The sequence below is a fragment of the Flavobacterium aquicola genome (assembly GCF_003385115.1).
GTDB classification, from domain to species: domain Bacteria; phylum Bacteroidota; class Bacteroidia; order Flavobacteriales; family Flavobacteriaceae; genus Flavobacterium; species Flavobacterium aquicola.
Genome location: NZ_QUNI01000010.1, coordinates 69,233 through 87,147 on the forward strand (window position 1 = coordinate 69,233; position 17,915 = coordinate 87,147).

Annotated in this window: 16 protein-coding genes; 10 read left to right on the top strand and 6 right to left on the bottom strand. The window is 33.3% G+C overall.

Features of this window, described 5'->3' with window-relative positions; translation table 11 throughout:
* Positions 1-211: 211 nt before the first annotated feature.
* Together C8P67_RS15900 and C8P67_RS15905 are read right to left on the bottom strand one after the other, a co-directional pair.
* On the bottom strand, positions 212-2,710 hold the full coding sequence (locus C8P67_RS15900; protein WP_115814164.1) for a DUF5686 and carboxypeptidase-like regulatory domain-containing protein: 2,499 nt from the start codon (positions 2,708-2,710) through the stop codon (positions 212-214).
* A 65-nt stretch (positions 2,711-2,775) separates the two neighbouring features.
* The gene (locus C8P67_RS15905) at positions 2,776-3,753 is read right to left on the bottom strand and encodes a pyruvate dehydrogenase complex E1 component subunit beta (protein ID WP_115814165.1); all 978 of its coding nucleotides are present in this window, start codon (positions 3,751-3,753) and stop codon (positions 2,776-2,778) included.
* 421 nt (positions 3,754-4,174) lie between these two features.
* On the opposite strand from C8P67_RS15905, the gene C8P67_RS15910 reads away from it, so the two are divergent.
* Positions 4,175-6,271, top strand: coding sequence for a tetratricopeptide repeat-containing sensor histidine kinase (locus C8P67_RS15910; protein WP_245980479.1), 2,097 nt, complete (start codon positions 4,175-4,177; stop codon positions 6,269-6,271).
* Positions 6,272-6,276: 5 nt separating this feature from the next.
* Entirely contained in the window at positions 6,277-6,918 is a 642-nt protein-coding gene (locus tag C8P67_RS15915; protein WP_115814167.1) for a response regulator, read from the top strand.
* 21 nt (positions 6,919-6,939) lie between these two features.
* Here the strand turns inward: C8P67_RS15915 and C8P67_RS15920 are convergent, their stop codons facing one another.
* Positions 6,940-7,980 carry a hypothetical protein gene (locus C8P67_RS15920; protein ID WP_115814168.1) on the bottom strand — a complete coding sequence of 347 codons (1,041 nt, stop codon included), beginning with the start codon at positions 7,978-7,980 and terminating at the stop codon, positions 6,940-6,942.
* Positions 7,981-8,367: 387 nt separating this feature from the next.
* Complete coding sequence (locus C8P67_RS15925; protein WP_115814169.1) at positions 8,368-9,876, bottom strand: T9SS type A sorting domain-containing protein; 1,509 nt, start codon at positions 9,874-9,876, stop codon at positions 8,368-8,370.
* A gap of 293 nt (positions 9,877-10,169) precedes the next feature.
* Between C8P67_RS15925 and C8P67_RS15930 the strand changes: the two genes are divergently transcribed.
* The 4 genes from C8P67_RS15930 to C8P67_RS15945 all read left to right on the top strand — a co-directional run bounded on the left by C8P67_RS15930 (position 10,170) and on the right by C8P67_RS15945 (position 13,716).
* Positions 10,170-10,916, top strand: coding sequence for an electron transfer flavoprotein subunit beta/FixA family protein (locus C8P67_RS15930; protein ID WP_115814170.1), 747 nt, complete (start codon positions 10,170-10,172; stop codon positions 10,914-10,916).
* Positions 10,917-11,038: 122 nt separating this feature from the next.
* Entirely contained in the window at positions 11,039-12,007 is a 969-nt protein-coding gene (locus C8P67_RS15935) for an electron transfer flavoprotein subunit alpha/FixB family protein (RefSeq protein WP_115814171.1), read from the top strand.
* Between the two features lie 163 nt (positions 12,008-12,170).
* Complete coding sequence (locus tag C8P67_RS15940) at positions 12,171-12,788, top strand: bifunctional nuclease family protein (RefSeq protein WP_115814172.1); 618 nt, start codon at positions 12,171-12,173, stop codon at positions 12,786-12,788.
* Positions 12,789-12,864: 76 nt separating this feature from the next.
* Entirely contained in the window at positions 12,865-13,716 is an 852-nt protein-coding gene (locus C8P67_RS15945; RefSeq protein ID WP_115814173.1) for a thymidylate synthase, read from the top strand.
* A gap of 43 nt (positions 13,717-13,759) precedes the next feature.
* Here the strand turns inward: C8P67_RS15945 and C8P67_RS15950 are convergent, their stop codons facing one another.
* Positions 13,760-14,056: an isoamylase early set domain-containing protein gene (locus tag C8P67_RS15950; RefSeq protein WP_115814174.1), complete on the bottom strand. Its 297-nt coding sequence runs from the start codon at positions 14,054-14,056 to the stop codon at positions 13,760-13,762.
* 234 nt (positions 14,057-14,290) lie between these two features.
* Between C8P67_RS15950 and C8P67_RS15955 the strand changes: the two genes are divergently transcribed.
* The 4 genes from C8P67_RS15955 (at position 14,291) to porT (ending at position 17,173) form a co-directional block, all read left to right on the top strand.
* On the top strand, positions 14,291-14,623 hold the full coding sequence (locus C8P67_RS15955; protein WP_115814175.1) for a 2TM domain-containing protein: 333 nt from the start codon (positions 14,291-14,293) through the stop codon (positions 14,621-14,623).
* A gap of 11 nt (positions 14,624-14,634) precedes the next feature.
* On the top strand, positions 14,635-15,117 hold the full coding sequence (locus tag C8P67_RS15960; protein ID WP_115814176.1) for a dihydrofolate reductase: 483 nt from the start codon (positions 14,635-14,637) through the stop codon (positions 15,115-15,117).
* A gap of 592 nt (positions 15,118-15,709) precedes the next feature.
* The gene (ubiE, locus tag C8P67_RS15970; RefSeq protein WP_115814177.1) at positions 15,710-16,438 is read left to right on the top strand and encodes a bifunctional demethylmenaquinone methyltransferase/2-methoxy-6-polyprenyl-1,4-benzoquinol methylase UbiE; all 729 of its coding nucleotides are present in this window, start codon (positions 15,710-15,712) and stop codon (positions 16,436-16,438) included.
* A 24-nt stretch (positions 16,439-16,462) separates the two neighbouring features.
* Positions 16,463-17,173 (top strand): type IX secretion/gliding motility protein PorT/SprT, encoded by a 711-nt coding sequence (porT, locus tag C8P67_RS15975; protein ID WP_115814273.1) that lies wholly within the window; start codon positions 16,463-16,465, stop codon positions 17,171-17,173.
* Positions 17,174-17,177: 4 nt separating this feature from the next.
* Here porT and C8P67_RS15980 read toward each other — a convergent pair whose 3' ends face one another.
* Positions 17,178-17,906 carry a TrmH family RNA methyltransferase gene (locus tag C8P67_RS15980; protein ID WP_115814178.1) on the bottom strand — a complete coding sequence of 243 codons (729 nt, stop codon included), beginning with the start codon at positions 17,904-17,906 and terminating at the stop codon, positions 17,178-17,180.
* Positions 17,907-17,915: the final 9 nt, after the last annotated feature.

Sequence of the window (17,915 nt, forward strand, 5' to 3'; positions counted from 1 at the left end):
GTTTGATTTTTTTAGCCCAGATTGCTTCGCCAGTTCGCTTCACTCGGACTAAATGAAAAGCCTTATGAAAAAAACTGCTAATTTTTGTTGAAGTAAAAAAAGCGGCCAAAGGAAACTTTTTTACTTTTTACAAAAATAGCAGTTTTTGAGTAAGCTTGTAATGGATTGCTTCGACAGTTCGGCTTTTCTGCCTCGTGCGCTGAATTAGCTCCTAAAAATAGAATCCAAACGATGCTTTTACTGCAAATTTATTAACATTAGGCACATCCAGATAGTTACCTCTCCAAGAGAAATCAATACGGAGTATTTTGAAAATATTTCCCACTCCTGCGTTGTACTCCCAATATACATCCTCGGGTGCTGTATATAGTAATCCGGAAGCATTGATGGCTTTATTATCATCTGAAACGCTTCCGTAAGCTGCTTTTACGCCTACAAATTCTCTCCAATTGAGTTTTCTCATAAAAGGGATTCTGGCAAAAATCCTTCCGTTGAAATCATGATTCCACTGGAAAGTGGCATACTTATCGGTGACAAATTCGTAATAATTAAGATTGCTAAACGTATTTTCAATAGTAAAAAACGTCTGGTTTCCAGGAACAATACTCAATAATCCCAAAGGAACTGTACCAAAAGTCTTTCCAAGTTCCAATATTAGATTTGTACGTCCAAGCGGACCAATGATAATAGGCTGTTTATAATAAACTTCTAGTTTTCTATAGTTAAAATCACTATTCATGATTCCTTTGTAACCTTGGCTGTAATTGACAAACAGCGTGGTGTATGGACTATTGGCTATACTTCTTTCGACTCCGTAAGCGATAGTTCTCCTGTTAGGCGTATACTCCGCCTGAATGTTAAACTCGGATTGAGTAGTAGTGCTTTTTACAACTCCAGCGGGATCCGCTGCTGTAGGCAGCGTGGTATAATAATCTAAACTAAAAACAGGCGATGCCGATTCCAGTGTTTTATACGAAACTCCTGTTTGAAAAGTCAAATTTTTAACCGGCTCTATAGCGATATAAGCATTGGTCAAACCTATATTGGTCAATTTTCCATTCGATCCTGTGGTAAAAAATGCCGAAGAACCATAATTTCTAGCCAAAATATCATTGGTAATTGTCAATTGAGAACCTAACTGCTCTATATCGCGTCTGTTCCCTCCGGAAATAATGATTCGGTTTTTCTTGTCTATCATCCACTTTCCTGCAAAACCATATTTAAATTTATCGTCTCTGGCTCCATAGGCAATAAATGCCTGTACGCGCCAGGGATCATTCGGTCCAAAGTAAGTTCGCGCGCCTAATCGGGTTTTAAATCCTTCGACTTCATTGTATCCAAAAGTGGAAAAAATAGGTCCGAAATCATAATTCCCATAATTGACATAACCGCTCGCAAGCATCGTTACTAAACTAGTAATCTGTTTAAAGGCTTGTACGTTTTTCAAAGTGTCGAGCATTTTGTAGACTCCCTGTTCGTCTTTGGTCAATTTCTCAAAACGATTCTCTTCCCAGTATTCATCGCTTTTCTTATATATTTCGTTGTCTACAAAATTGACTTCTTCTTTGTAGAATTTCTCCGGTTTTTCTACGTTGAACTTATGGTTTTGATAATAAGTTGTTCGCTTTCCATAAACCCCTTTTGATTTTTCTTTTTTATTAAAAGCAAAATCAGACATCAAATAATCTTTGGTCAAAAGAAAAACAGAATCGTTTAAAACTTCAAATTCCTGTTCGACATAAATATCCTTTACCCAGTTAATATTGGCACTTTTGGTAACTGCCATATTGATTTTTTTTATGGCAAATGTGGTGTCATTTACCCAAAAATCTCCTTTGAAAGTCAATTCGTTTTTTCTCCTTGGATAGAAAACAATATTATAACACCATTTTTTATCAATATAAGCACTGTCTTTTAATACATAATTATAGACATCGATTCCCGTTCTAGACAGCGGACTAGTAAAACTTTTGTCAAATAAAGCGATGTAATTATTATATATATTGTAATCAGAATATAAGTCTTTTATGAATGATAAAATTTGCTGATTTCCATCAAAACCAGAAGTTTTACTGGCTTTGGTGATTTCTTTTACTTTCGGTATTTTGTTGTCTCCATAAACATCTACCAATGCCTCATTAATAAAAATCGGCAGATAGGTTTTTCCAGTTACTTTAGAAGTATCAACGTGGTCAAATATGAATTCCATGCCTTTGAAAATCTTTTGTTTTCTATATGCACTGTCAATGGAATTGATGTCAAATTCCACTTTTTCATACTTCTCCATTTGGTATTGAGAAAACTGATAGAGTCCGTTTTTTTTCTTTTTCTCCCAGATTTTTCGCAGGATATCAAGCGCCGGATTATTTTTCTTAGAAGTTTTTCCAGCAAAAATTACAACTTCTTTCAGTTCCTGCTGTTCGCTTAATTCAATTGTAAAATTATAATTAACTGTTTTGCTAAGTGTAATTTCTTTGTCAGCAAAACCTATCGAAGTAATTAATAATATTGTGTAGGTGTTTGGAGATTCCATATAAAATCTTCCATCTTCATTGGTTACAGTACCTATGCTTGAATTCTTGAAAACAACATTCGCGTAAGGAACTGGCTGTTTGAGTTTATCCACAACAATGCCGCTCACTTTTGTCTGACCAAAAATGGAGTTAGCTGCAATAAAAATTAATACGATAACGGCTAATATTTTCTTCATGATGTATAAAAAAAAGCTTCATCAAAATTACAATTGATGAAGCTTTTTAAATAGTTATATGCAAATTATTTGTATAATACTTTCTTCACTGCTTTTACAACATCAGCAGCATTTGGCAACCATTCTTTTAATAATACCGGAGAATATGGCGCTGGAGTATCAGCAGTAGTAATACGTTGAATTGGCGCATCAAGGAAATCGAATGCCTGCTCCTGAACCAAGTAAGCAATCTCTGAAGACACACTTGCAAAAGGCCAAGCCTCTTCAAGAATTACCAGTCTGTTTGTTTTTTTAACAGAAGTTAAAATCGCTTCATTGTCCATTGGACGAACAGTTCTCAAATCGATAATTTCACAAGAGATTCCTTCTTTTGCTAATTCATCAGCAGCGATATAAGCTTCTTTGATAATTTTTCCGAAAGAAACAATAGTTACATCAGTTCCTTCTCTTTTAATATCAGCAACTCCAATTGGAATAGTATATTCACCGTCTGGCACTTCTCCTTTATCACCATACATCTGCTCAGATTCCATGAAAATAACCGGGTCATTATCACGAATAGCCGATTTCAATAAACCTTTGGCATCATAAACATTTGAAGGAACCACAACTTTAAGTCCTGGAGTATTTGCAAACCAGTTCTCGATAGCCTGAGAGTGAGTTGCTCCCAATTGTCCTGCAGAAGCAGTTGGTCCACGGAAAACGATTGGCACATTAAACTGCCCGCCGGTCATCTGACGCATTTTGGCAGCATTGTTTATAATTTGATCAATTCCAACTAAACAAAAGTTGAAAGTCATATACTCAACTATCGGGCGGCATCCATTCATTGCCGATCCTACTGCAATTCCAGTAAAACCAAGTTCGGCAATTGGTGTATCGATTACTCTTTTTTCGCCAAATTCAGCCAGCATTCCTTTAGATGCTTTGTAGGCACCATTATATTCTGCTACCTCTTCACCCATTAAGTATATGGACTCATCGCGGCGCATTTCTTCGCTCATCGCTTCACAAATGGCCTCTCTAAATTGTATCGTTCTCATATTTATATAGTCTGTGTGTAATTTTTAGAAATGCAAAAATAATTATTTTAAATTACTTAAAAGCATAAAACACTTTAAAATAACAAGGTTTTATGCTATTGTTTTTTTTAAGGCTTGTTTACCAAGTCAGTTCGTCTCGCTAGTGTACATCTATACGTTATATCTTCTTGAAGTTAAGACAGTCATAAGAAGGATGTCTTTATTAGCTGGGCTGTAGGATGATGTGAAAAAACATCATTGCATGCATAAAAAAATCGGCGTTTATAACAATTATAAGCAATAATGATAAATTATATTCAAAAAACAATTCTTCGGTGACAATTTTGTTACTTGCATGTATCCTTAAATTATTTTAGAAAATAAAAAATGAATATATTTGCTTATGCCCCAAATGTTTAAAAGTATTATTTTTCTAAGTTTTTTGAGTTTTTTTTGTATTTCGAATGCACAAAACTCAAAAAAGACACCATCTCAAAAGAGTACACCCCTTGAACTACAGGAAAAAAGGGTGGTTTCTGATGCTTTTAATTTACTGAATAAAAATGAAGATAAAAAAGCGTATAAAACTGCTCACCGACTTTTAAAAGAATCTAGAATAAAAGCTAGTTTAACTAACTCTAATTTACTTTTGGCATTTTATTTCAACAAACGATCACAAATTGATTCCTCTCTTTTTTATACCCAAAAAGCCATGCGGCTTAATCCAATTGCAAATGACTCTCTAACTTGTCGTCTGTATTCATTAGGATATAATTTATTGGCAATTAATAATAAAAAAAGAGGTCTTCTCGGAGAAAGCAAAAAATGGCACATTAAGGGAATTGATATTTCTCAAAAATTCAATGAAACTGATTTGTATTACACCCATGTGCATGGTTTGGCTTTGACCTATAGTGATTTGGGCGATTACAATAATGCATTAAAACTATTCCAACAATGCCTTGATTACAAGCAAAGTCGAGAAATAATGATTGGGAGCTACATCAATATTGGGGATATTTACAGTATCTTAAAAGAATATGAAAAATCCAATTGGTATTTATACAAAGTAAAAGCACTTTGTGAAAAAGGCAGTGATTTTCAGGCTAAAGCTGTTATTGCCTATAATTTGGGAGCTAATTACCAATATCAGAATAAAATTGAAGAAGCAATTTCTTTGTATAATGAAGCAATAGAAATAGCCGATAAAAACGAATTGCCTCAAATCGCTATTAATGCACGGCTCAGTGTGGGAAACATACTTTTAGAAAGAAAAAAAACAGAAGAAGCAAAAGATATTTTTTCCAGTGCATTAAACGATGCCATAAAACTTGGTTATCTTACAGAACAAGGAAATATTTATGACAATTTACAAGAGATCTCCCTGATGCAGAATGATTATAAAGATGCTTATTTTTATGCGGGAAAATCGGTAAAAATAAAGGATTCCATAGCGCATCTTCAAAAAGAAAAAGAAATCAATGAGTTAGAAGTGAAATTTAAAACCTGGCAAAAAGAAAAAGAAATCAGTCTGTTGCAAATAGAAAACAAAGCCAATGTCTTAGAACTTAAAAATAAAGAAGAAGCGCTTCAATTTTTTAATCTTCAAGAAGAAATTAATCAGAAGGCAAATGAGAATAAAATATTGAGCCTGAATAATATTTCGCAAAAAAAAGCAAGTGAAATTGTATCGCTCAAAAAAGACCAGCTGTTGAAAACTGCTGAAATTAATTGGCAGAAGCAAACTAAAAACATAACCTTCATTTCTTTTGTGGTATTCCTCATTCCTATTATAGGGTTGCTCTTTTTGTATTATCAGAGACTCAAAACACAGCGATTACTGAACCTCAGTGAAAAAGAGATCAGTGAGCAAAAAATAATTTCGCTGGTAAAAGACCAAGAACTGAAATTAATAAAAGCATCCATAAAAGGTCAGGATAAAGCGCGGGCTAAAATAGCCCAAGAACTGCATGACAGCATTGGGGGGAATCTAGCTGCAATAAAACTGCAGCTTAACTCGATTGCATCAAAACCAGATATAGTTCATAGCATCCGCGAACAATTGGAAGAGACTTATCAGCAGGTTCGGGACTTATCTCATAATTTGATTCCCGAAAAATTTAGTCAAAATAAATTTTCCAGCCTATTAGAAGAATATCAAAAAAGCCTAGCAGAAATTGATCATCTTAAAACTTCTTTTACGGCTTATCCAAGACAAAAAATTGATTCGATTACAGAAAGTCTGCAAATGGAAATTTATAAAATCATTCAAGAATTAGTTACTAATACGCTTAAGCATGCAAAAGCAACAACAATTGATTTGCAATTGAATTATGTCGAAGACAATCTTAATATTTTATTTGAAGATAATGGAATTGGTTTTGATTCTCAAAAAAAAGAGGAAGGAATTGGTTTCAAAAATATTAATAGCCGATTATACAGTGTTTCAGGTTCGATGGAAATTGATTCAATGATCAATCGGGGAACAATAATAAATATAGACATTCCGCTGAATGAATTCCATTTTAAAACTGAATAATAAGTATGGAAAAAATAAAAATCATTATTGCCGATGATCATACGATGTTTCTCCAAGGAATTGTTTCCTTGCTGGAAAATGAAGAAAATATTTCCATTTTAGGCAAAGCAGAAAACGGAAATGAAGTGTTCAAAGTAATAGAAAAACGCATTCCTGATATTATACTGCTGGATATAAGTATGCCCGAAATGGATGGAATTGAAGTCAGTAAAATAGTAAAACAAAAATATCCTGACATCAAAATTCTGATTGTAAGCACTCATAGTAATACTCAGATGATAGCCAAGCTTATTCGGATTGGCATTGACGGTTATTTACTAAAGAATGCCGAAAAAAAAGAACTTCTTTATGCGATTCAAACTATTCATAACGGAGAGGTTTATTTTTGTAAAGAAGCTGCAGAAAAAAATGACGGAAACAATTCAAAAATGAAAAGTGAGATTTTGCAGATAACTGAATTGAGCAGCAGGGAAAAAGAAATTTTGGTACTTATTGCCCAAGAATTTACAGGAAATGAAATTGCCGAGAAAACTAACATTACTCTCAATACAGTAAATACCCACCGTAGAAATTTATTATCTAAACTGAATGTAAAAAACACGGCGGGATTAGTAAAGTATGCTATTGAATATGGATTGTTGGATTAAAACACTTTTTTAGACAGTGTTTTAGTTTGTCGTAACAAATATTCCAGTAGCATTTGACCCTCTGCCAGGTGAAGTTTCAATAGTTTTAGCCATCCCATTTTCCCAATACATAGCAATAGAATTGTCTCCATTATTTATTGAACCTGCTATATATACATTATCTCCGGCTACAGATACAGCGTCAGAATTTATTGAAAAATTGGAGGGTAAAGTTAATGGTATGGCTGTATTATTTTTCCAGTAAAGTGGTTTCCACATATCTTGAGAACCAACTATATAAAGTTCATTACCTGCTATTGATAAAGATATAGCTTCGGTATCAGTCTGCTGTGAATCGACTGAGAGGGGAGTCTCTACTCCATTTTTCCAATAAACAGCAACACGTTTATTGTTCTTGTATACAGATCCCGCTACATAAACGTCATTGTTTGATATAGCTATATCATATGCAAAAGAGGTAACAGGGCTTTCAGGTAATATTGTAGCCACGCCATTTTTCCAGTATTTGGCTATAAAATCACAAACATCACCCGCTTCGTATCCTGACACGTAAACATTATTTCCGTCTACTGCCATTCCCGTGGCAAATGAATCTCGTGTTCCATCACCGAGAGGTACAGCCTTCCCATTTTTCCAGTATTTTGCTACGAAATGACCACTATCGTCTGCTTCATATCCTGCTACATAAACGTCGCCTCCTATTACAGCTATATCGCGTGCGGTGGAATAGCGTGTGTTATTATTAGTAAGTACAGTAGCTATTCCATTTTTCCAGTAAACAGCCACCATAACATCCTTGTTATTTTTTACACCACCTGCTACATACACATCATTTCCTATAACTGTAATGGCCTTCGTCTCTGCAGACTTTGTGCCATCAGTGAGTGAAAATGCTTTGCCGTTTTTCCAGTACTTGGCAATAAGTGATTTGTCGCTGGATTCATAGCCGCAAATATAGATGTCCTTTATTGTGCCAGAAGTTTCAGATGGTGTCTCATTGTCATTTGAACAGCTGCTTACAATGACAGTTAATGCGAATAAAATGGTTTTTAATTTTTTCATAATAGGTTTGGTTTTTACCTTGGTTTTTAATTTTTAGTTAATTAAAGAATGCTTTTATTAAATTGTGGTTTGTTTTGTCACTCTCCAATCTACTCTATAACAATTCTGTAGTATAATACCCTACTTTATATGCGCTTTATTTTGAAATTAAATTATTCATTGAGATCTAGTTACTTTATTTTTAATGATTTACAAAGTATAGATTAATATTTTAATAAAAAAAGCAGATGCCGGGTTTAGAAAATATTTCAAAATTATCTGATTTAATTTTTTAACCTTTTTAAGTCAATGATTATCTTTTTGATAAGGCTTAATATTATTAAGTCATGTTTGAAAACCTTACCTGTTTTTTGGATTTTTGTTCAAATATAAATTGTATAAAAAAAATTACTCCAGAATTATTTTTTGTGAATAAGTTTTTTCGAGGCCTTCCAGTAAAACAAAGTACACCCCTTTTGACAAATTGGATAAATCCAGACTACTGTTTTTTAGATTGTCCCTAAATAAAAATGAATTTATAATATTTCCTGCAGCATTATATACAGTTGCTTTTTCTACGTGAGTATTAGTAATATTCAAAATACCGCTTGTAGGGTTAGGATATAGTGCGATATTTTTTTGAAAAGAATCACTGATGCCTAGGCTGCAGCTTTCAGAATAACTTGCGGTGTCCTCTTTTTTACTTTTCCAATTACTATCCGCATAAGAGAAATTGTCTATCATTATACAGCTCAAATCAGGATTGTCTTTAAAATTTGGATAACTTGAAAAGTTAAAAGCAATTTTGGCATTATTTCCATTTTTTAAATTCAGGCTCGATAATTTATTGCTGTCGCATCTAAAGAATTCAAGAGCAGTATTGTGAGAAACATCCAAACTGCTTAACTGATTATTATTGCACTCCAATCGGTTTAATGCTCTTTGTCCCGAAACATCCAGGCTGGTTAACTGATTGTTCGAAACTATAAGATTAATCATTGCTGTATTTGAGGAAAGGTCAAGACTGTTTAATAAATTGGAACTGCAAATAAAATTTTCCAGTGCTAAATTGCCCGAAAGATCTATCACTGAAATTTGATTAGATGAGCATGATATGTTTTTTAAAAGTACATTTTTTGAAACATCTAATACAGTTAATTGATTACTCGATGCACTCAGATAAGTTAAGTTCTCATTTTTTGAAATATCAATAGATACTAATTGATTTGTACCAAAAACTAAATAGTCGAGCAAAAGGTTTTGTGAAATATCTAAGTTGGTCAGCCTATTTCTTGAGCAGTCTAAACGATTAATTTCTTTGCTGTTAGAAAGATTTAAGTTGGTTATGGCGTTATCATAACACGAAAAATCGTTTAATTTGATATTATTGGAAACATTTAGATCAGTTAGCCTGTTTTTATGAATATATAATTTTTCCAGCAGCTGGTTTTTGGATACATCTATAGCGTTTAATTGATTTGAAACACAGATAAGTTTTTTTAAACCTGAGTTAAAAGACAGGTCTAAGCTCGTCAGCTGGTTGCTCGAACAATCCAGATATTCTAAATTTGGATTATTGGTAACAAATAAACTTGTTAACGTATTGCTGTAGCATTCCAAAACAGTTAAGTTCGTATTGTTCGAAAAATCTGCAGCTGTTAGATTGTTGAAATAACAGTACAGTTCTTTTAGCTCTGCAAAATCCTGTATGCCTGTCAAGTCTGATATATTGGAGTTGTCAATCCGCAGTACAGTTACCGCTGCAATATTTGCAGTAGCTGCTTTACCATCCGGCTCTCCACTGTCGATCCCTAATGAGATTAATTTTTTTTCAAAATTTGAATCTGGAATGTCTGTAAATTGAGCATAGAGTGCTGCCTGAAAGAGAATTAAGCAAACGAGTATTATTTTTTTCATTTCTAGATTAGTTTTTAATATTTTTTAACGTGATACAAAAATATAGTAGGAAAATGCATCTGCAATCATTATAAATAGTGATTTATTATATAGATCTCACATTATAGAGATTTGGTAGAATTCACAACTTTTCTATTATTATTTATATTAATTGTAATTTTATCGAAATCATTTGGCGATTTATATAACGAAATCGTAATAGTTGCAAATAATGTTATGCATGCATAGTAAATTATTCGATTTATTATTTTAAATTTGTCTGAGAAAAAAAAGAATTTTTAATATATATAATTATGAAAATATTAGTTTGCATCAGTCACGTTCCTGATACTACATCAAAGATCAACTTTGCTAATGGAGATACTGAGTTTGATACCAATGGAGTTCAATATGTAATTAACCCAAATGACGAATTTGGTTTAACTCGTGCTATTTGGTTTCAAGAACAGCAAGGAGCTACAGTTACTATAGTTAATGTTGGCGGACCAGATACCGAACCAACTTTAAGAAAAGCATTGGCAATTGGTGCTAACGAAGCGATTCGTGTAAATGCAAATCCAACTGACGGCTTTTTTGTAGCAAAACAACTGGCTGAAGTAATTAAAAATGGGGGATATGATGTTGTAATTGCAGGAAAAGAATCTTTGGATTATAATGGCGGAATGGTTCCTGGTATGATTGCAGGCATCTTAGGCTATAACTTCTTAAATTCTTGTACGGCGATTACCGTTGATGGAACAAATGTAACTGCTGTCCGCGAAATAGACGGTGGAAAAGAAACAGTTAATACTTCATTACCTATCATTATTGGTGCTCAAAAAGGGATTGTAGAGGAAAAAGATTTACGTATTCCAAATATGAGAGGAATTATGACTGCTAGAACTAAAGTTTTAACAATTCTAGAACCAGTTGATGCCCCCGTGAATACAAAAGCTGTAAAATTTGAAAAACCAGCTCCAAAATCGGCGGTGAAATTAGTTTCTGCAGATAATCTTGACGAATTAATTAATTTATTGCACAACGAAGCTAAGGTAATTTAAGAATTGGATTGCTGATTGAAGATTAACGATTTTTGATTGCTGATGGCAAAAAAATCTAAAATTTTTAATCGGAGTTCTAAAATCTAAAATCACAAGTCTAAAATTTAAAATCTAAAATTATTATGTCAATACTAATATATGCAGAATCTGCAGAAGGAAAATTTAAAAAAGTAGCATTGGAATTAGCTTCTTATGCAAAAAAAGTAGCCGAATCATTAGGGACAACCGTGACAGCAGTAACTGTAAATGCTGGAGATGTGTCTGAATTATCAAAATACGGAGTAGATAAAGTCTTAAAAGTAAATAATGATAAATTAGCTGGTTTTACTGCCAAAGCTTACGCTGATGTTATCAAGCAGGCTGCGCAGAAAGAAGCAGTTAAAATAGTTTTATTATCTTCTACAACAGACAGTATCTACCTGGCTTCATTAGTTGCAGTAGCGTTGGAAGCTGGTTACGCTTCAAATGTGGTTGGATTGCCAGTAAGCACTTCACCGTTTCAGGTAAAAAGAACTGCTTTTTCAAACAAAGCATTTAATATCACAGAAATCAATACCGATGTAAAAGTATTGTCCATAGGTAAAAACTCTTATGGTATTTTCGAAAACGCTTCTTCATTAACTGAAGAAGATTTTAATCCGGCTATCGGAGATGCTGATTTCGGTGTAAAAGTAGCATCTGTAGAAAAAGTTTCAGGCAAGGTTTCAATTGCCGATGCTGATATTGTTGTTTCTGCAGGACGTGGTCTTAAAGGGCCTGAAAATTGGGGAATGATTGAAGAGTTAGCAGGGGTTCTTGGAGCAGCTACAGCTTGTTCAAAACCAGTATCTGATTTAGGATGGAGACCCCACGGAGAACACGTAGGACAAACAGGAAAACCAGTAGCAACTAATTTATACATAGCTGTCGGAATCTCTGGTGCAATTCAGCATATTGCAGGGATTAATTCTTCTAAAGTAAAAGTTGTTATCAACAGTGATTCTGAAGCTCCTTTCTTTAAAGTGGCAGATTATGGAGTGGTGGGCGATGCATTTGAAATTGTACCGCAGTTAATAGCTAAATTTAAAGCTTTCAAAGAACAACAATCTTAAAATTTAATTTCTCTTAAAAATTAAGCTGCCTAAAAATAAGATAATTGTATCTTTGCTTTAGGCAGTTTTTTTGTTCCATAAATTTTGATTAAAATTGCACTTTATTTAAAACAGAAAATAAGACACGATTTAATAGAGTACTTCATACTCTCACTATACCAACATGAGCTTAGTTAAATTATCTATAAAAGGAATTTCATACAGTCAAACTCAAAATGGCGCTTATGCGTTAATTTTAAATGAAGTTGACGGAGAGAGGAAATTGCCTATCGTCATTGGAGCTTTTGAGGCTCAATCTATAGCGATTGCTTTGGAAAAAGAAATTAAGCCGCCTCGTCCTTTGACACATGATTTATTCAAGAATTTTGCAGAACGTTTTGATATTGTTGTAAAACAGGTAATTATTCACAAACTGGTTGACGGCGTTTTTTATTCCAGTATCATCTGCGAAAGAGACAAAATCGAAGAAATAATCGATGCCAGAACTTCAGATGCAATTGCTTTGGCAATCAGGTTTAGCGCTCCGATTTTTACTTATAAAAACATATTAGACAAAGCAGGGATTTATTTAAAAGCGAATCCTCTTGAAAGCGAGGCATCGAATGAAATAGAAGATATTCTTTCTAATCCTGAAACTTTTGGTTCTACCGAAAGCAACGAATCAGGAAATACCTATTCCAACCATACATTACAGGAATTAAACGAATTATTAGCACAGGCAGTCGAGCATGAAGATTATGAAAAAGCGGCTAAAATTCGAGACGAAATTTCTAAAAGATAATAATATAAAGGCATTAGGCAATAAGCATTAGGCAATAGGCTTAAAGCATAGAGCGTAGAGCATAAAGCCCTAAAAAATGAAGCAGTATCTAGACTTAGTAAAGCACGTTTTAGAAAACGGAAATCAAAAAGGAGACCGCACAGGAACTGGTACCAAAAGTGTATTTGGATATCAGATGCGTTTTGATTTAAGCGAAGGTTTTCCAATGGTAACTACTAAAAAACTACACCTTAAATCAATCATATACGAATTGCTTTGGTTTTTGAAAGGTGATACTAATATTAAATACCTTCAGGACAACGGCGTGAAAATATGGGATGCTTGGGCAGACAGTAATGGCGATTTAGGTCCAGTTTACGGTCATCAATGGCGTAATTGGAATAGTGAAGAAATTGACCAGATTTCGGAACTAATTACTGAGCTGAAAACAAATCCAAACAGCCGCAGAATGCTTGTTTCGGCTTGGAATCCATCTGTATTGCCAGATACAACTAAGTCATTTGAGGAAAATGTTGCTAATAATAAAGCAGCTTTACCTCCTTGTCACGCATTCTTTCAGTTTTATGTCGCTTCACCGGATGCTTCTAAAGGCGAAACTAAAGGAAAACTGTCCTGTCAATTGTATCAGCGAAGTGCCGATATATTTCTTGGGGTACCTTTTAATATTGCATCATACGCCTTGCTTACAATGATGATTGCGCAAGTCTGCGATCTTGAAGCGGGTGAATTTATTCATACTTTTGGAGATGCACATATTTATAATAACCATTTTGAGCAGCTTGAACTGCAGCTTAGCCGTGAACCAAAACCGCTTCCAAAAATGATTTTAAATCCCAATATAAAAAACATCTTCGATTTTGATTTCGATGATTTCACTTTAGAAGGATACGAGCCGCATGCACTCATTAAAGGAAGTGTAGCTGTATAAAAATAAAAAATCCGCTCGAAGAAGCGGATTTTTTATTTTTATGCTATATTACTAATACGCTATTTTCAGCGCCTGCAAAGTCATTCCATTTGAATGAATCAGCTTCCGGCTCGTTTACATAAGTACCGTCAACTACATATTTAAACTCATAAGCTGCATCTTTGCCTAATTCGAAAGTTCCTTTAAAAGTTCCGTTTTTTAATTTACTCAAAGAACCTTCTTCAATTTTCCAATCATTAAAATCACCAATTACAGATACTTCATTAGCCTCTTTTGCTTCCAAAGAAAAGGTAACTTTAACAACAGGCTTCGTTTTTATAAATTGTTTTTTTATCGACATAACTATTTAGTTTTTAAGGTTATAACAAGGTAGGTAAAATAATCCGAAAGATATACAAGCTGCATCATTTTTAGCAAAATGACAAAAAGTGCATAACTTTTTTATCATTTAGAAAAAAATGAATCTCTTAAATATCAATTTCAATTTAAGAAAACGATTTCCCGTTAAATATTCAGCAGCCAAAATAGTTACATTTAAAAATAAATTTTACCTTTATAAGCAAAATTCTACATTATGGAAAAAGAATTACATGAACAATATGAGTATGCCAGAAACCGCATAAGGCAAAAGAAAAGATTATATTATCATTTCGTTTTCTTCTCATTGTGCAGTCTTTTTTTGTTTACGGCTGTGTATTTTTTTGAAATAGGAATAGAATTAAGTTGGTGTATCTGGATAATTACTATTTGGTTATTTCTTTTTGTATTGCATTTTATAAAGGTTTTCATTACGGACAGGTTTATGAATAAAACCTGGGAAAGAGACCAAATCGATCGGCTTGTGGCTTTGCAGCAAAAAAAGCTTACGCAATTGCAATCCAAAATTGAGGACAATAATTCTAAATAAATCCTGAAACTATGATTATTATGATTGCTGCTGTCGCAGAAAACAATGCTCTGGGAAAGAACAATGAGTTAGTCTGGCATTTGCCAAATGACTTTAAAAGATTCAAATCCTTAACTACTGGTCATCATATTATAATGGGAAGAAAAACATTTGAAAGTTTCCCAAAACCTCTTCCTAATAGGGTGCATGTTGTAATAACAAGACAAAAAGATTATAATCCAGAAGGTTGTATTGTTGTGGATAGCATTGAAAAAGCTCTTGCAGTTTGTCCAGCAAATGAAACATCTTTTATAATTGGCGGCGGAGAGATATATAATCTTGGACTTTCGTTTGCAGATCAGCTTGAAATCACAAAGGTGCATCATAGTTTTGAAGCGGACGCTTATTTTCCAGAAATCGATTCTAATGAATGGAAAGAAATTCAAACTGAGTTTAATCCAATAGATGATAAGCATCAATTTGCGTATACTTACCAGACATTTGTCAAAGTATAAAAAAACAACTTCAGCAAACATAATCTAAAAATAAAAAAAGCATCCTATGACTAGAATGCTTTTTTTAAATGATTAGCGGAATGACCTACTCTTGTACTACAATTTGATAACATAATATACAAATCACAAATATCAATATTATCCCCGATGTGAAGACAATATAATTTGATAATTTTTGAGAGTACAACTCAAAAAAACCTTTAGTACCAAATACCACAAAGGTACTAAAGGTAAAGAAAATTAAAATTTCCAAAAACAAATTTAATCCTAAGAACGTATTTTGCGCTTTTATAACAATACTATCACTAGTGATGGTACCTTCAAAAAACAGCACAAGAACAAATGAGATAAATAGCGCAAGAAGCATCCATTTGGTTTGGGTCATTAGTTCCCGTCTAATCATTTTAAAAATATTTAAATTTTAAAGTACAAACATCAGTAATAAAAACAGTTTCCACAATACCCACTTTTAGTGATATTTCAATTATTTTTCATTCTAAAATCAGAAAAAACTTAAAATAAAATTCTGTTTAGCATAAAAAACACAATTCATAGTTTACAGAGTTTGTTTATATTTGTAGAAATTAAAAAAATGCCGAAAGAAATTACCCCTTATAAAGATTCTTCCCTTAGTAAAAAAGAACAGGTTGCAAAAATGTTTGATACTATTTCGGGGAACTATGACAGCCTCAACAGAGTTATTTCATTTGGAATAGATGTAAAATGGAGAAAAAAAGTCTTGAAATTAGTTTCAGAAACCAATCCTGAAACTATATTAGACATTGCTACAGGAACTGGTGATTTGGCTATTTTAATGGCCCAGACTAAAGCAAAAAAAATCATTGGACTTGATATTTCGGCTGGAATGCTGGAAATAGGCACAAAAAAAATTAAAGAAAAAAATCTGTCCCAAATTATCGAAATGGTATTAGCAGACTCCGAGAGTATGCCTTTTGAAGACAATTATTTTGATGCTATAACAGTTGCGTTTGGTGTAAGGAACTTTGAGCATCTGGAAAAAGGGCTTTCAGAGATTCTTAGAATATTAAAACCCGGCGGGATATTTGTTATTCTAGAAACCTCGGTACCTGATAAAACACCTTATAAACAAGGTTACAATTTTTACAGTAAAAATATTTTGCCGTTGATTGGGAAAATATTTTCAAAAGACGATGTGGCATATGGATATTTGTCTGAATCTGCAGCTGCTTTTCCATATGGTGAAGCATTAAACAATATTTTAAGAAAAACTGGGTTTATTAGTGTAAAAGCTCTGCCGCAAACATTTGGCGTAGCAACAATTTACACAGCTTCAAAATAATAATACTCAAATATGCAGCATAAGATGAAAAAAATAATCGTATTAATTTTATTGTGTACTGCTGTAGAAGGATCTTCGCAAAGTAAAGGGATTTTCAGTAAAGACCCAATAATTAACCTAGAAAATTGGCAAAAGAAAAAACTCTATTTTGGTTTTTTCTTAGGGTTTAACACCTATGATTTTAAAATTGATTATAAAACGGTTGGGCCTGATATACAAGTAGACAAATCGGGAGGTTTTAATGTGGGATTAGTAACTAATTTCAGATTACAGGAATACTTAGATTTACGATTTGAACCAGGGCTTTACTATTCGGACAGAATTTTGCATTATCCTCCTAACTCAGGTTTTAATTCTCCAAGCGATGCTATAAGAGAGATAAATAGTACTTATGTTAATTTTCCATTGCTATTGAAATTTTCAGCATTGAGAACTGGAAATGTTCGGCCATATTTATTGGGAGGAGTATCAGCCAATTTAAATTTATCTAGTAATGCAAAGTCTTTTGACGATAATCTTGAAGAACGATTTAGAGTGAAAACCTGGACTACAAATTATGAAATAGGTTTTGGGATTGATATTTTTTCGGAGTATTTTATATTCTCGCCTTCTATAAGAGGTCAATTTGGAATTTCCGATGAATTAATTCGCGATAAAGACCCAAACAGCCCTTGGACAGGTAATATACAATCGATGAAATCTAGAGGGTTTTTAATTAATTTCGCCTTTCATTAAGGTTTTATCCTTTTCTTCTAAATTCGCTTAGAATAATGGCTGTGGCTGTGGCTACATTTAAACTTTCGGTTATTTGAAGTTCTCCAAAACGAGGAATAGTGATTCTTTTTGTGACTAATTTTTCTATACTTTCAGAAATTCCGTTTGCTTCATTTCCCATAACAATTATACCTTCCTGAGGCAGAGCTGCTTTGTAAATGTTATCACTGTCCATAAAGGTGCCAAATACGGGTAATTTTGTTTTTTCTAGAAAAGAAACTAAATCTACATAATTAACGTTTACTCTAGTAATGGAACCCATTGTAGCTTGAACAACTTTTGGATTATAAATATCGACAGTTTCTTTTGAACAAATCAGCTGCTGAATTCCAAACCAGTCACAAAGTCTAAGGATGGTTCCCAGATTGCCTGGGTCACGGATAGAATCAAGAGCAAGGATTAATCCGGATTCATTTATTTTGCTTTCTGAAGGGATTTTAAACACAGCCAAACAAGTATTTGGTGTAGACAGAGCGCTTATTTTATTTAATTCATTTTCAGAAATAAGTGTTATTTTATTGGGAGCAATCTCTTTAAAGTCTTCTTTGGTAGTATAAAGATGTTCCAATTCAAAATTTGATTTTACTAATTCTTGAATTACTTTTACACCCTCGGCAAAAAACAATTGATTAGCAAAACGGTATTTCTTTTGCTGCAGGCTAGATATAAGTTTTATTTGGTTTTTACTAAGCATAAAAGATGT

What these genes read in the sequence shown, in the direction of transcription:
- C8P67_RS15920 (WP_115814168.1), bottom strand. Translation starts at nt 7,980, where the DNA reads ATGAAAAAATTAAAAACCATTTTATTCGCATTAACTGTCATTGTAAGC.
- porT (WP_115814273.1), top strand. Translation starts at nt 16,463, where the DNA reads ATGAAAAAAATAATCGTATTAATTTTATTGTGTACTGCTGTAGAAGGA.
- C8P67_RS15960 (WP_115814176.1), top strand. Translation starts at nt 14,635, where the DNA reads ATGATTATTATGATTGCTGCTGTCGCAGAAAACAATGCTCTGGGAAAG.
- C8P67_RS15915 (WP_115814167.1), top strand. Translation starts at nt 6,277, where the DNA reads ATGGAAAAAATAAAAATCATTATTGCCGATGATCATACGATGTTTCTC.
- C8P67_RS15925 (WP_115814169.1), bottom strand. Translation starts at nt 9,876, where the DNA reads ATGAAAAAAATAATACTCGTTTGCTTAATTCTCTTTCAGGCAGCACTC.
- C8P67_RS15935 (WP_115814171.1), top strand. Translation starts at nt 11,039, where the DNA reads ATGTCAATACTAATATATGCAGAATCTGCAGAAGGAAAATTTAAAAAA.
- C8P67_RS15950 (WP_115814174.1), bottom strand. Translation starts at nt 14,056, where the DNA reads ATGTCGATAAAAAAACAATTTATAAAAACGAAGCCTGTTGTTAAAGTT.
- C8P67_RS15945 (WP_115814173.1), top strand. Translation starts at nt 12,865, where the DNA reads ATGAAGCAGTATCTAGACTTAGTAAAGCACGTTTTAGAAAACGGAAAT.
- ubiE (WP_115814177.1), top strand. Translation starts at nt 15,710, where the DNA reads ATGCCGAAAGAAATTACCCCTTATAAAGATTCTTCCCTTAGTAAAAAA.
- C8P67_RS15940 (WP_115814172.1), top strand. Translation starts at nt 12,171, where the DNA reads ATGAGCTTAGTTAAATTATCTATAAAAGGAATTTCATACAGTCAAACT.
- C8P67_RS15980 (WP_115814178.1), bottom strand. Translation starts at nt 17,906, where the DNA reads ATGCTTAGTAAAAACCAAATAAAACTTATATCTAGCCTGCAGCAAAAG.
- C8P67_RS15900 (WP_115814164.1), bottom strand. Translation starts at nt 2,710, where the DNA reads ATGAAGAAAATATTAGCCGTTATCGTATTAATTTTTATTGCAGCTAAC.
- C8P67_RS15905 (WP_115814165.1), bottom strand. Translation starts at nt 3,753, where the DNA reads ATGAGAACGATACAATTTAGAGAGGCCATTTGTGAAGCGATGAGCGAA.
- C8P67_RS15955 (WP_115814175.1), top strand. Translation starts at nt 14,291, where the DNA reads ATGGAAAAAGAATTACATGAACAATATGAGTATGCCAGAAACCGCATA.
- C8P67_RS15930 (WP_115814170.1), top strand. Translation starts at nt 10,170, where the DNA reads ATGAAAATATTAGTTTGCATCAGTCACGTTCCTGATACTACATCAAAG.